Annotated in this window: 17 protein-coding genes; 10 read left to right on the plus strand and 7 right to left on the minus strand. The window is 51.8% G+C overall.

Annotated features, from left to right (window positions below; genetic code table 11):
• The 3 genes from B5D58_RS08335 to B5D58_RS08345 all read right to left on the minus strand — a co-directional run.
• The coding region (locus B5D58_RS08335) for a transposase (RefSeq protein ID WP_327183957.1) at positions 1 to 236 on the minus strand (236 nt) is incomplete at its 3' end.
• Between the two features lie 143 nt (positions 237 to 379).
• The gene (locus tag B5D58_RS08340) at positions 380 to 589 is read right to left on the minus strand and encodes an addiction module protein (protein WP_041356839.1); all 210 of its coding nucleotides are present in this window, start codon (positions 587 to 589) and stop codon (positions 380 to 382) included.
• Positions 590 to 727: 138 nt separating this feature from the next.
• Complete coding sequence (locus tag B5D58_RS08345) at positions 728 to 1,783, minus strand: Fic family protein (protein WP_011112616.1); 1,056 nt, start codon at positions 1,781 to 1,783, stop codon at positions 728 to 730.
• A 390-nt stretch (positions 1,784 to 2,173) separates the two neighbouring features.
• On the opposite strand from B5D58_RS08345, the gene B5D58_RS08350 reads away from it, so the two are divergent.
• The 4 genes from B5D58_RS08350 to B5D58_RS08365 all read left to right on the plus strand — a co-directional run bounded on the left by B5D58_RS08350 (position 2,174) and on the right by B5D58_RS08365 (position 3,671).
• Positions 2,174 to 2,431, plus strand: coding sequence for a type II toxin-antitoxin system Phd/YefM family antitoxin (locus B5D58_RS08350; protein ID WP_011112617.1), 258 nt, complete (start codon positions 2,174 to 2,176; stop codon positions 2,429 to 2,431).
• 5 nt (positions 2,432 to 2,436) lie between these two features.
• Positions 2,437 to 2,853, plus strand: a complete 417-nt coding sequence (locus tag B5D58_RS08355; RefSeq protein ID WP_011112618.1) for a type II toxin-antitoxin system VapC family toxin — start codon at positions 2,437 to 2,439, stop codon at positions 2,851 to 2,853.
• Positions 2,854 to 3,060: 207 nt separating this feature from the next.
• Positions 3,061 to 3,279 carry an Arc family DNA-binding protein gene (locus B5D58_RS08360; RefSeq protein ID WP_412458336.1) on the plus strand — a complete coding sequence of 73 codons (219 nt, stop codon included), beginning with the start codon at positions 3,061 to 3,063 and terminating at the stop codon, positions 3,277 to 3,279.
• On the plus strand, positions 3,276 to 3,671 hold the full coding sequence (locus tag B5D58_RS08365; RefSeq protein WP_011112619.1) for a type II toxin-antitoxin system VapC family toxin: 396 nt from the start codon (positions 3,276 to 3,278) through the stop codon (positions 3,669 to 3,671). The genes B5D58_RS08360 and B5D58_RS08365 overlap by 4 nt, the downstream gene beginning before the upstream one ends.
• A gap of 31 nt (positions 3,672 to 3,702) precedes the next feature.
• On the opposite strand, the gene B5D58_RS08370 is transcribed toward B5D58_RS08365, so the two are convergent.
• From B5D58_RS08370 to B5D58_RS14315, 3 genes are read right to left on the minus strand one after another with little or no spacing between them, the layout of a single operon-like run.
• Positions 3,703 to 4,047, minus strand: a complete 345-nt coding sequence (locus tag B5D58_RS08370; RefSeq protein WP_011112620.1) for a type II toxin-antitoxin system RelE/ParE family toxin — start codon at positions 4,045 to 4,047, stop codon at positions 3,703 to 3,705.
• Entirely contained in the window at positions 4,044 to 4,289 is a 246-nt protein-coding gene (locus B5D58_RS08375; protein WP_011112621.1) for a type II toxin-antitoxin system Phd/YefM family antitoxin, read from the minus strand. Before B5D58_RS08375 ends, B5D58_RS08370 begins: the two co-directional genes overlap by 4 nt.
• Complete coding sequence (locus B5D58_RS14315; RefSeq protein ID WP_256335813.1) at positions 4,270 to 4,392, minus strand: hypothetical protein; 123 nt, start codon at positions 4,390 to 4,392, stop codon at positions 4,270 to 4,272. Before B5D58_RS14315 ends, B5D58_RS08375 begins: the two co-directional genes overlap by 20 nt.
• 139 nt (positions 4,393 to 4,531) lie before the next feature.
• Here B5D58_RS14315 and B5D58_RS08380 point away from each other — a divergent pair, with 139 nt between their 5' ends.
• From B5D58_RS08380 to B5D58_RS08400, 5 genes are all read left to right on the plus strand, one after another.
• Positions 4,532 to 4,768, plus strand: coding sequence for a hypothetical protein (locus B5D58_RS08380; RefSeq protein ID WP_041356841.1), 237 nt, complete (start codon positions 4,532 to 4,534; stop codon positions 4,766 to 4,768).
• Positions 4,769 to 4,918: 150 nt separating this feature from the next.
• Positions 4,919 to 5,116, plus strand: coding sequence for an RES domain-containing protein (locus tag B5D58_RS14560; RefSeq protein WP_425311372.1), 198 nt, complete (start codon positions 4,919 to 4,921; stop codon positions 5,114 to 5,116).
• A gap of 298 nt (positions 5,117 to 5,414) precedes the next feature.
• Positions 5,415 to 6,563: a Fic family protein gene (locus tag B5D58_RS08390; RefSeq protein WP_011112622.1), complete on the plus strand. Its 1,149-nt coding sequence runs from the start codon at positions 5,415 to 5,417 to the stop codon at positions 6,561 to 6,563.
• A gap of 164 nt (positions 6,564 to 6,727) precedes the next feature.
• Positions 6,728 to 7,354: a phosphoribosyltransferase gene (locus B5D58_RS08395; RefSeq protein WP_041356842.1), complete on the plus strand. Its 627-nt coding sequence runs from the start codon at positions 6,728 to 6,730 to the stop codon at positions 7,352 to 7,354.
• 292 nt (positions 7,355 to 7,646) lie between these two features.
• Positions 7,647 to 9,197 (plus strand): ATP-binding protein, encoded by a 1,551-nt coding sequence (locus tag B5D58_RS08400; protein WP_011112623.1) that lies wholly within the window; start codon positions 7,647 to 7,649, stop codon positions 9,195 to 9,197.
• Between the two features lie 87 nt (positions 9,198 to 9,284).
• On the opposite strand, the gene nadC is transcribed toward B5D58_RS08400, so the two are convergent.
• Positions 9,285 to 10,139 (minus strand): carboxylating nicotinate-nucleotide diphosphorylase, encoded by an 855-nt coding sequence (gene nadC / locus B5D58_RS08405; RefSeq protein WP_011112624.1) that lies wholly within the window; start codon positions 10,137 to 10,139, stop codon positions 9,285 to 9,287.
• Between the two features lie 43 nt (positions 10,140 to 10,182).
• Between nadC and B5D58_RS08410 the strand changes: the two genes are divergently transcribed.
• Positions 10,183 to 11,676: an FMN-binding glutamate synthase family protein gene (locus B5D58_RS08410; RefSeq protein WP_011112625.1), complete on the plus strand. Its 1,494-nt coding sequence runs from the start codon at positions 10,183 to 10,185 to the stop codon at positions 11,674 to 11,676.
• Positions 11,677 to 11,988 lie beyond the last annotated feature (312 nt).

Here is an 11,988-nt window from a genome sequence, read left to right on the forward strand (position 1 = left end):
TTCTCACGCTCCAACGCCTTGAGGCGATCACGTTCACTGCTTGTCAGACCTTCGCGTGCGCCATTGTTAATTTCGCTACGTTTAACCCATTCCAGCAACGTGGAGGGCACACAGCCAATCTTGGGTGCAATTGATTCAACCGCCGCCCATAGCGATGGATATTCGCCTCGATGTTCCTGTACCAGACGAACAGATCGTTCACGAACTTCAGGGGAAAACTTTGTTTGATTGCTCATGGCTCCATTCTCTCAAAAGTTGGAGCCTCCTCAAAACCCGGGGCGATTCATTGCGGCGACGAACTCTTCACCGAGACCGAAGCTTTGCAATTCATACCACTCTTGAGCTTCGCCAATTTCACGCAACGCTCACGAAGAGAATTTTAGGCGAAACGCCATGAGCCATCTTTAAGGCAGGATTTCACCTGCTCCCAAGAATAACCAGCTTCGGGGTTTGCCTCAAACTCTGCCATTCGTGCTTCGAGTTCAATTTTTAGTTCAGGCGAAATCTCCACGGCTTCAGGCACCGCTGCAATGCTGTCCCAGATAAGCTCAACAAGACGAATACGCTCTTGTATCGGAAATAGAAATATTGTTTATGTCGGACATTGTACCCTTTTCAGAAAACACGCTAACGTAGGTGACCGCTAACGCCCGAATTAATCCGCGCCGCGAAGTAGCTTCGTTCAACTTCGGTATCAAGGAGTATATTTTGGTCTGGGGGCATTTCTTTACTTTCGATTCAATACATACCAGGTCGCTCTGGCCTTGCCATGACGCTGAATTCGTCCCGTGGAAACCAGTTCTCTCAGACGGACTTTAAGCGTATTCCGGTTTGCGCCTGTATGTTCCACCATCTCCGCGATAGAGAGCCGTTCGTGCTTTTTCAGCAATTCCAGGATCTGAACAGCTAAGGCGGGCAAGATCGTATCATCCGCAGCTTTCTCTTTTTCTATCTTGGCGGCAAGATTGGCTTTCTGCTTTTTCAGGCAGCGCAGGAAAAAACCAAGCCAAGGCTCCCAATCCGGGCTGTCCGTTTTTAGGGTGGTTTGTGTGCGCCGGAGTGCCTTGTAGTATAAATCCTTGTTATCCTCCACCACGCTTTCCAGAGAAGCATACGGCACATAGCTGTACCCGGCCCGAAGCAACATAAGCGTCGTCAGGATGCGTGACAGCCTGCCATTGCCATCCTGAAACGGGTGGATGGCCAGAAACACCACCACAAAAACCGCCACGATCAAAAGCGGGTGAAAGCTGTTCTCCGTAATCGCCTTATTGACCCATCGCACCAGTTCTTCCATTTTGCGAGGGGTATCGAAGGGCGTGGCCGTTTCAAAAACCACGCCAATTTCCTTGCCATGCTCATCTATAGCGACAACGTGATTATCAATTTTCTTGTATTCCCCCCGGTGGCGTTCATCTTTATTGCTGTGCCGCAAGAGCGTTTGATGAAGTTGTCGGATATGGTTTTCGGTAATGGTCATATCCTCGTAAGCTTGAAAGACGATATCCATCGCCTCGGCATAACCGGCCACTTCCTGCTCGTCACGGGTCTTGAAGGACATGGACGATAGATTGGACAACAGGGTTTCCACCTGCATATCTGTCAGCTTAGCCCCCTCGATCCGGGTAGACGAACCGATACTTTCAATGGTTGCCACCTTGCGAAGCTGGCGCAACCGCTCCGGGGATAGATTTTTCAAAACTTCCCACTTGCCTTTAAATTCATCAATCTCGGCAATGAGCTTTAATAATTCTTGAGTAATGAGAATTCTGGGTTCTTGCATGAAAGTTTTCTATATCCGGTTCCGTACCCGATAATACCCGATTACACTCGATCTAACCGGTTAAAACATATTTATCAAACAACTGAAAACCAAGGTTCCTCACCCTGATTAAGCTTGAATTTTGAAGAAACCAGATTGGCCGTATTCTGCGCCAGCTTGCGGCTGCCGGAAAACTCGTCAGAATTGGATACGGCCTCTATGCCAAGGCCAAACGTTCTGCCCTGACAGGAGATGTTATACCTGTTCTTCCTTTGCCAACCCTGGCTGCGAAGGCTATGTAGCGCCTGCAGCAAATGGCTAGCCCGTAGCGTACGTTACGGATTGACCCTACTCACCCGACAGAATAAACTAGTTATATATCTAGTTATTTATACTTAATGGAGGCCTCTGATGCATGTCTGGCCTGTTCAAGATGCCAAGGCTCGCTTTAGCGAGTTTCTGGACGCCTGCATAACCGAAGGACCCCAGATTGTTTCCCGCCGGGGCGCCGAAGAAGCGGTATTGGTGCCCATTGGAGAATGGCGGCGCCTGCAAGCGGCTGCACGCCCCTCGCTTAAGCAATTGTTGCTCTCTGACTCAGCCCGCACTGAGATGCTCGTTCCCGAGCGAGGCAAAGCCCGCCGACGCCAGGTTGAACCCCTGCGGTGAACACAATGTATCTGCTGGATACCAACGTTGTTTCAGAACTCCGCAAACCGCGCCCACATGGGGCTGTACTCGCCTGGATAAATTCCGTGGATGACGCCAGCCTCCATCTGGCCACCGTAACGCTCGGTGAAATTCAGGCCGGCATTGAGTTAACCCGCGAACAAGATCCGGCCAAAGCAGCTGAAATTGAGTCTTGGCTGGACCTTGTGAGCGACTCTTACAACGTATTGGTCATGGACGGTCCAGCATTCCGCTGCTGGGCGAAGCTGACACATAAGAAGTCCAACACACTCATTGAAGATGCGATGATCGCGTCCATTGCCAAGATTCACGGTCTGACGGTGGTGACTCGTAATGTCTCTGACTTCTCGTCGTTCGGCGTCAGGATTTTCAATCCGTTCGAATTCAACGCGAATGCCTGAAATGCGGGCTAACATCTGAGGCAACAGGTAGCCGAAGCGAAGGGCACCAACAAGCGCCAGTTTGCTGGCTGTCCTGTTGACTGAATTGTTAGATACGATTACTCGAAATAGTCCTTTGCATCACATCCTGTCACATTGTTTCTGGATCGCTTTCTGCTTCCCGCTTCATTTCATTCGCTGCCGCGATGACGAAGCGCACTGAAAAATATTCCGGATGATGTGTATGAGCGACTCAAAGCTGCCGCAGAAATACACCGTCGCAGCCTCAACAGTGAAATCATTGTGTGCCTTGAGACTGTGCTTATGCCAACCAGAATCTCCCCCAGCGAACGACTGGAGCGTGCCCGTCAGCTACGGGCCGGGCTGAACCCCAAAAAATTTCAGGCATGCGATATTGCTATCATGAAACGACAGGGGCGCCCATGATCGTCGTGGATTCAAACGTGCTGGCTTATTTTTATCTGCCCGGCGAATACACCGCCACTGCAGAAGCCTTGTTTGAACATGATCCTGATTGGGTAGCACCGGTTTTGTGGTGGAGTGAGTTTCGAAACATTCTGGCCGGGTATCTCAAGCGTGGAAACCTGACATTTTTACAGGCATATAACCTCCAATGTGAGGCAGAGGATTTACTCGCTAGCGCCGAGTATGAAGTGAATTCACCCAGTATTCTGGAGTTGGTGCGTGACAGCGAATGCTCAGCTCATGACTGCGAATTTGTCGCACTGGCAATGAAACTGGGTGCAAAGCTGGTAACGATGGATGGCAAATTGCTGAGGGCATTTCCGGGTATCGCATTCGCACTCTCTATGAGTTAAGTGTAGTTCATCACATCCGGGTACTTCGTTTTCAGCCATCTTCAGGTTCATAATCCGCAATATCTGGAAGGAGAAGATTTCCACTGCTTAAATTTTGTTCAATATCCATGTTCTGATGCGGAATACCGATAACCTCGATTGCGCTTCCAGCCATGCGATAAAATATTACGTGGTCACCCTCACTGAAACTGCGGTAGCCTTCCTTTATTTCATCTCTTGCTCGCCCAAGCATTGGATTGTCTGCCAGCCATCGCATTCGTTCTCGAAGCCGCAATATGTATTTGTCTGCCTGCGTTTTTCCCCATTGCTGGGTTGTGTATTGACGTATGTTGGTGATATCCGTTTTTGCTTCCGGTGAGAGGAGGTAGTGTTTCATTTCTCATTTAACAGTTCGGCAAAGAATGTTTCGCCTTCCACGCCTTCTCCCCTGTCCAGTTGCTCCTCACCTGCTGCCAGTTTTGCACGTAATCTTTCGAGTTTCATTTGCTGATATTCCTGCACTGACATGATCACGGCAACCGCCCGTCCATGTTTTTCGATGGTAAGCGGTTCCCGCTGCGCAGTATCCAGCATTTCCCCAAATTTATTTTTTGCATCCTTAGCGGTAATGGCTTTCATTACGAGATCCTCCTGAAAAGCCTATTATATCCATAATGGCTACTTCCAGTGTTTTACTCCCATCAGTGAAAAATAGTTCGGCAAAAAATGCTTCGCTTTCCATACCTTTTCCTTTGTCTAATTGCTCTTCACCTACCCGCGGAAGTTATGATCCGGAGGGCTTTGATAGATACAAGTTGTCATAGTTGGCAAAGTATACAAAGGTGCCTAATCTATCCCCACTTTATTGGAGGGAGCTATCCATGACCAGGACGCTGGAATTCATTGCTGATCACTTGCCTAAAGTGCTCGATCCGGTAAAACAACGACTGACCCAGATCGTACTGCGGGGTGCGTCCGAGGTTGATGCCTGGACGCAGTACCGCGCTCTGGCCGAACCACTCGAAGGATTAGCCGGACATTCGCCGGTAGAAGCGGTAACTGCTGATTCGATCGATGCGGTAGCGAAGGCAGTCTTCAACGTGCTCGGCGTGCATTGACGGAGTCAATGTGGGTATCGCGCTTCCCACACAGTGTATTGACCCGGGTGAGTTACTTCAACATGTGAGCTGGGTCGTCTATCGTGACACACCACTGTACTATGGCCGAGACGGCACAACCGTTTTGATTCTCCGGCCAGGAACTATGGTGTGCTCTATCTTGGCCGCGACCTGTCCACAGCGTTGATGGAATCGGTGCTTCACAAGCATCAGTGGGATCAGGATACCAAACGCCCGGTTGCGTTGGCCGAAGTCCGAAACCGGCTGATGCGCGCAGTCGGTGTAATTGATAACCTGCAGCTGGCTGATCTCACAGCTGAAGCGTTATGGCAGGCTACTTTGGTTTGACCCTGGAGCAATTGGCCAACCGTGACTATACGCATACGCAGCGAGTATCCGCTCAGGTGTATGTGATGCTGGATGCCGATAACGTGCCGTTGTTCGAAAAGTTCGAATGTAGTAGCTGATATGGCCACGAAGAAAACAACCAAATCCGCCACCAGCTGGGGTGTGGGTGACCGAGTTGATCAAGCGCCTGCGACGGGTGAAGTGATGTGTCATGAGCGAATGAAAGCCATCTTTAATTGTTGTCAATTAAATTAAAGAATGCTTTAATCTTCAGATGCACTACTAAAGGCCGCTTTCAATGACACGCACAACAGGGATCTACTCGATTTCCACGAATCTGGGCGAATCGGTGCGCGCATTCGTGCCCCATTCCCTGCCTCCGTCTGATCCAGATCTGTCACCCAAGATGTTCACCGACCTCAACCAGCAGGCCGAATTGGCGCTTGCGCGTTTGGCAGGCGTGTCCGGTTTGGCGCCATCAGTGGATTGGTTGTTGTACAGCGCCATCCGTAAGGAAGCCTTGCTCACGTCGCAGATTGAGGGCACGCAGGCCACACTGACCGACTTGTTCGATGAGGAAGCAGGCTTCAAAGTCAGTAATACCGATGATGTGGAGGAGGTAACCAACTACCTTCGTGCTTTCCGCTGGACTCAGGAGCAGCTGCGCGATCCCAAAGGGCTGCCCATCAGTGTGCGGCTACTATGCGAGGCGCACCGACGCCTGCTGGATGGTGCGCGCGGTGCTGGCAAGCAACCGGGCGAGTTGCGGCGGTCGCAAAACTGGATCGGTGGCACACGGCCCGGCAACGCGGTCTTTGTACCGCCACCGCCGGGGCACGTTCCTGCGCTGCTGGCCGATATGGAGCGGTTCATCCACAGCACTGCAACCGATTTGCCACCCATGGTGAAGGTGGCACTCATCCACGCTCAATTTGAAACCATCCACCCCTTTCTCGATGGCAACGGGCGCATCGGACGGCTGCTGATCGCGGCCCTGTTCGAGCATTGGGAGTTGCTGACCGAGCCCCTGATGTATCTCAGTGGCTACCTCAAGCAACACCAGGCCGAGTACTACCGCCGCTTGTCGGCGATCCGCACTGACGGGGATTGGGAATCCTGGGTGACTTTCTTCCTGGAGGGGGTAGCAACCGCCACTGGCGATGCGGAGAAAAATATCATTGAAGTCGCCAGCCTCATCGCTACAGACCGCAAACGCATGTTGCAATCCACCAAGGCCGGCCCTGCGAGCTACCGGCTTTTCGAAATGCTGCCGATGATGCCGCGCTTCACCATCGAACGCGTGCGCCGGCAACTCGATACCAGCTTCCCCACCGCAACTGCGGCCGTCAGGGTACTGGAAGATTTAGGCATCGTGACGGAGATGACCGGGCAGAAAAAGAACCGCAGCTACAGCTACCAGGCATACGTTGAACTGCTCTCCCGGTGACAAACACCCGCTCCTCATCTTCCTCACTGAGTTTCTCCGTCCAGCTTCTGTTTTTTATCTTTCCTGAACGCTTCCCACACGTTACCAGTGCAAAAAAGCAGCTATCGCTCACCGGCATCTGCCGGTGTAGGATATGGTCATCAATTGCTGCGAAGGAGGGAAAAATGTTCGAAGATCGTACCGCAGCCGCCATCCGGCTGGCAGAACAGCTCAAAATCTACCGGGGACAGAACCCGCTGGTACTGGCGATTCCACGCGGTGCGGTACCTATGTCCCGCATCATCGCAGACAAGCTGGGTGGTGAACTGGATGTCGTGCTGGTACGCAAGCTGCGCGCGCCCGGCAATCCGGAATTCGCGATTGGTGCCATCGATGAGAACGGGCAGGTTTATCTGGCCGGCCATGCTGCACAAAGCGGTGCCACTCCCGCATACATCGAAACCGAAAAAGCTGCCCAGCTCGAATTATTACGTGAACGTCGCCTGCGCTATACGCCCGTTCGCCCGCCTGCTGATCCGCATGACCGGATCGTGATCGTGGTGGATGATGGCCTGGCAACCGGTGCCACTATGATTGCGGCACTGCACACCGTGCGCAGCCGGCGGCCGCGTAAACTGATATGCGCTGTACCTGTTGCACCTGCCGGAACACTGGCTGACATCACGCCGCTTGCGGACGAGATCATCTGTCTGGAAACACCAGCAGTATTTTATTCAGTAGGCCAGTTTTATCATTCGTTTCCACAGATCGATGACGATCAAGTCATCACGGCGCTGGGGACTGCTCCGTAAAAACGCATCGACAAATCGACTGCCTGGATGCCCCTGGTCAGGCTGCCGATCGAAACACGATCCACCCTCGTTTCGGCGTACATTGTGCTCTGGAACAGTTCGTACTGGACACATCCCAACATTCCATGATCCGGTGGGGTGTGCTATCGTTCGTCAGCATGTGTGCAATCATCAGTCACGCCAGAAATGGCTATCTGTCACTTCTTTTTGCACCACGTCAGCATAAAAATCCTCATCGGAGCTGGAGTTTACCAAAGGTTCCAATCTTTTTACCTCACGATCTCGAGCGGTAATGACAAAAAAGCTACCTATTGGCATTCAGACCTTCCGCGAAATTCGCGAAGAATCGTATTACTACGTTGATAAAACTTCGTTTGCCCTGAAACTGGCAATGGAGGGAAAGTACTATTTTCTCTCCCGCCCGCGCCGGTTTGGTAAAAGCCTGTTTCTTGATACGCTTGCCGAGCTTTTTGCCGGCAATGAAGCCTTATTCCACGGGCTTTACTGTCATGACCGGTGGGATTGGTCAGTCAGATATCCGATAATTCGTCTGAGCTTTGCCGAAGGGTGGCTGGAAAGCCGGGCGCAACTGGATAAGCGCATTTGCTGGCTGCTGGAACAGAATCAGCAACGTCTGGGAGTGACTTGCAAACAAGAAAGTGATATCCCGGGCAGCTTCGCCGAACTGCTGCAAAATGCTGAAGCAAAATATGGCCAGCGCTGTGTTGTTCTGGTCGATGAGTACGACAAACCGATTCTTGACAACATTACTGAACCGGAAATTGCGCGTGCCATGCGGGAGGGATTACGTAACCTGTATTCAGTCATCAAGGGACAGGATGCCCATATCAGATTTGCCTTTCTCACGGGGGTGTCAAAGTTCAGCAAGGTCAGTATTTTTTCAGGGCTGAACAATCTCAATGACATCACGATCGACGCTGATTATTCGGCCATTTGCGGCTACACCGATGAGGATGTGGATACCGTTTTCGCACCAGAATTGCCGGGGCTGGATCGTCAACAGATCCAGGACTGGTACAATGGTTATAACTGGACAGGTCAGCCGGTCTATAACCCGTTTGATCTGTTGCTGCTGTTTGATAAACGCGAGTTCCGTGCCTACTGGTTCGAAACGGGTACGCCGACTTTTCTGGTTGACTGGTTGATGCAACGAGGGTACTTCACGCCCAGCCTCAGCCGCCAGTATTCCAGTCTTGAGCTGCTTTCCGCTTTCGATGTTGACCATATTGAACCGGAAGCACTGTTGTTTCAAACCGGCTATACCACCCTTCAGGGTGTGGAGGAATATCTGCCGGGACAGCGCATTTATTGGCTGGGTTATCCCAATAAGGAAGTGCAAATCAGTCTGAACAATGCCCTGCTGCCAGCACTCGGGATTGAAGGCCAGAAGGTGCTGACCCATCGCATCAGGTTGCTTGAGTTATTGCGGGCCAATAATTTTGCCGGGTTGCAGCAGTTGTTTACCAGCTTCTTTGCCAGTATTCCGCACGACTGGTACCGCAACAACCCGATTGCGCAATACGAAGGCTATTACGCCAGCGTGTTTTACAGTCACTTTGCTGCGCTGGGGCTGGATATCGTGGTGGAGGATACGACCCATCATGGCCGCATTGATATGGCAGTTACATTTAACGCCAATGTTTATCTGTTCGAATTCAAGGTGGTGGAACTGGTGCCAGAAGGTCATGCCCTGGAACAACTCAAGACAAAAGGTTATGCAGAGAAATACAAAATCCGTAATGAGCCGATTTACCTCATCGGTGCTGAATTCAGCAAGGACAGCCGCAGCGTGGTGGCTTTCGATGTAGAGCTGTTTGCGTGATTGAGCCCTTGCCCTTTTCACCAATCAATTTATAACGGACATATCCCATCATTTGATGAGATATGACAGCCAGCCGCTCATTTTTTATCACAATACCGCTTCATAAAAACGCATCGACAAATCGACTGCCCGGATATCCTTGGTCAGGCTGCCGATCGAAATACGATCCACTCCCGTTTCAGCTATCGCACGCACAGTATCGAGCGTGACGTTACCGGAAGCTTCAAGCACCGCCGGCCCACCCGGGAACTGCCGGTTAAAAGCAACCGCATCCCGCAAAGCGGGCAAATCGAAGTTATCCAGCAGAACCATGCGCGCTCCGGCAGACAGGGCCTGCATCAGCTCACCCTGTGTTTCCACTTCGATCTGGATGAACACTTCGGGAGGAGCGATTTCGATCGCCTTACGCAAGGCAGCCTCGATACTGCCGGCCGCAATGATATGGTTCTCCTTGATCAGGATACCGTCATAAAGACCCGTACGATGGTTGACCCCGCCTCCGCACCGCACGGCGTATTTCTGCGCGAGACGCAAGCCAGGCAGGGTTTTGCGGGTATCGACGATTTGCGTGCCAGTGCCTTCGATCGCCTCGACAAACTTGCGGGTACGTGTCGCCACTGCCGAAAGCATCTGCAGAAAATTCAGAGCGGTGCGTTCCCCAGTCAACAATGCCCGGGCATCTCCATCGAGTACGCATAACGTCTGGCCAGCGCTGGTTTGCTGCCCTTCGCTGACATGCCAGTCGATCCTGACAGAGGGCGACAGCTGGCGGAAGCTTTCATCGAACCACGGGATACCGCAGATGACGATGGCCTCCCGCACGATTACCTGCGCACTGAGGCATTTGCCGGGCGGGATGAGGGAAGCAGTCAGATCCCCCGTACCGATATCCTCACTCAATGCCAGGCGAACCTGGTTACTGATTGCTTCACTTTGCAACATGCTTCAAACTCGATCCTTTCAACAATCAAGAAAACGGGGAACCATGCCTGACAGCCTGATCGATCTGATCATTTACAGCGTCGGCACCATTCTTGGGCTGATCGTCGTCGGCGCCATCGTGACCTTTTTCATCCGCGACGTCACCCAGAAAGAACACGCCATACTGCGCAATTATCCCATTATTGGCCGGTTGCGCTATTTTTTCGAGATCCAGGGAAAATATTTCCGCCAGTATTTCTTTTCCGGTGATCGCGATGAAATGCCGTTCAACCGCGCCACCCGGAAATGGATATACAAAAATGCCAAGAACAGAGGCGGTATCATCGGCTTTGGTTCCACCTACGATCTGCGTGAACCGGGCGCATTCATTTTCGTCAATGCTGCTTTTCCCATACTGGAAGAAGATCAGTTACCCACCCCGGCCTTATCCATTGGCGAAGGATACTGCGACCAGCCTTTTCTGGCGCGATCCATCATCAATATCAGCGCCATGAGCTATGGCGCCATTTCCACACCTGCTGTGCGCGCACTATCACGCGGTGCAGCCAAAGCCGGATGCTGGCTGAATACAGGTGAAGGCGGGCTGGCTCCCTGCCATCTGGAAGGGGAATGTGATCGCATCATGCAGATTGGTACCGCCAAATACGGTATTCGGGATATACAGGGAAATTTTTCTGCTACCCGTGCAAAGGAAATCGCTCAGTCGGTCAAAGCATTCGAAATCAAGCTCTCCCAGGGAGCAAAACCGGGTAAAGGAGGTGTACTGCCCGCCTCCAAGGTCAACCCGGAAATTGCTGCTATCCGGGGAATTCCGCCTTATCAGGATTCCATCAGCCCCAATCGGCATCATGATATTGGCAATATCGATGAATTGCTGGATCAGGTAGCTTTCATCCGGGAACTGACCGGACGACCGGTGGGCGTCAAAACCGCCATTGGCGGCTGGCATTTCATCAACGAACTGTGTGATACCATCCTGCGCCGCGGTCTGGAATATGCACCTGATTTTCTGACGATCGATGGTGGAGAAGGCGGCAGTGGAGCGGCGCCCCAGACGCTGCTCGATCATGCCGGCCTGCCGATCACGGAAGCACTGCCACGAGTGGTCGATGCCCTGATCGAATCCGGTCTGAAACAGCGCATACGCGTCGTGGCGGCAGGGAAACTGGTTACTTCTGCACAGGGTGCCTGGGCATTGTGCGTTGGCGCAGATTTCATCAACACCGCCCGCGGATTCATGTTTGCCCTGGGTTGCATCCAGGCCATGCGCTGTCATCTGAACACCTGTCCGACCGGCATCACTACCCACAATCCGCGCTTACAGCGCGGCCTGGTAGTAGAAGAAAAATACCTGCGAGTAGCCAATTACGCGCTCAACGTCAATCATGAAATCAATATGATCGCCCATTCCTGCGGATTAAAGCACGCCCGCGAACTGCGCCGGGAGCACATACGTATCGTCGAAAAAGCCGGGATAAGTGTAGCGCTCAACATATTGCACCCATATCCGGAAACGAAATCGACTGTTCGTAATTGAACGACTGGTTCAGCCTGTTTTTTGGCGGAAGTAAAAACAAGGAAAATTCAATATATTGCCGGGTTTGCTGTTCTCACCTTCCTCGCCTTCTCCCTACCCCACCGACCTCTGAGCTCTTCTGATCCGGCGACACAAGCCCCTGTAAATCTTTCCCGCTCGTCATAAAGGAAATATTGATATTAATATTAACTATAACTATAATAATTCTCACTAATATTTGTTTTTTTATTAAAAAGTTCCAGTAAATTTGCTTTGTGAGCGAGTTTTCCGGTTTTTTAGTATGTGTCTTGGCTGTAATACCAATTATCAGCA

Origin of the sequence: Nitrosomonas europaea, from assembly GCF_900167395.1 — a bacterium.
Classification (GTDB): Bacteria; Pseudomonadota; Gammaproteobacteria; order Burkholderiales; family Nitrosomonadaceae; genus Nitrosomonas; species Nitrosomonas europaea.

Excerpts from the sequence above, each read along its gene's own strand:
- B5D58_RS08345 (WP_011112616.1), bottom strand. The coding sequence starts at position 1,783 with ATGCAAGAACCCAGAATTCTCATTACTCAAGAATTATTAAAGCTCATT.
- B5D58_RS08350 (WP_011112617.1), top strand. The coding sequence starts at position 2,174 with ATGCATGTCTGGCCTGTTCAAGATGCCAAGGCTCGCTTTAGCGAGTTT.
- B5D58_RS08355 (WP_011112618.1), top strand. The coding sequence starts at position 2,437 with ATGTATCTGCTGGATACCAACGTTGTTTCAGAACTCCGCAAACCGCGC.
- B5D58_RS08365 (WP_011112619.1), top strand. The coding sequence starts at position 3,276 with ATGATCGTCGTGGATTCAAACGTGCTGGCTTATTTTTATCTGCCCGGC.
- B5D58_RS08370 (WP_011112620.1), bottom strand. The coding sequence starts at position 4,047 with ATGAAACACTACCTCCTCTCACCGGAAGCAAAAACGGATATCACCAAC.
- B5D58_RS08375 (WP_011112621.1), bottom strand. The coding sequence starts at position 4,289 with ATGAAAGCCATTACCGCTAAGGATGCAAAAAATAAATTTGGGGAAATG.
- B5D58_RS14315 (WP_256335813.1), bottom strand. The coding sequence starts at position 4,392 with ATGGAAAGCGAAGCATTTTTTGCCGAACTATTTTTCACTGATGGGAGT.
- B5D58_RS08380 (WP_041356841.1), top strand. The coding sequence starts at position 4,532 with ATGACCAGGACGCTGGAATTCATTGCTGATCACTTGCCTAAAGTGCTC.
- B5D58_RS08390 (WP_011112622.1), top strand. The coding sequence starts at position 5,415 with ATGACACGCACAACAGGGATCTACTCGATTTCCACGAATCTGGGCGAA.
- B5D58_RS08395 (WP_041356842.1), top strand. The coding sequence starts at position 6,728 with ATGTTCGAAGATCGTACCGCAGCCGCCATCCGGCTGGCAGAACAGCTC.
- B5D58_RS08400 (WP_011112623.1), top strand. The coding sequence starts at position 7,647 with ATGACAAAAAAGCTACCTATTGGCATTCAGACCTTCCGCGAAATTCGC.
- nadC (WP_011112624.1), bottom strand. The coding sequence starts at position 10,139 with ATGTTGCAAAGTGAAGCAATCAGTAACCAGGTTCGCCTGGCATTGAGT.
- B5D58_RS08410 (WP_011112625.1), top strand. The coding sequence starts at position 10,183 with ATGCCTGACAGCCTGATCGATCTGATCATTTACAGCGTCGGCACCATT.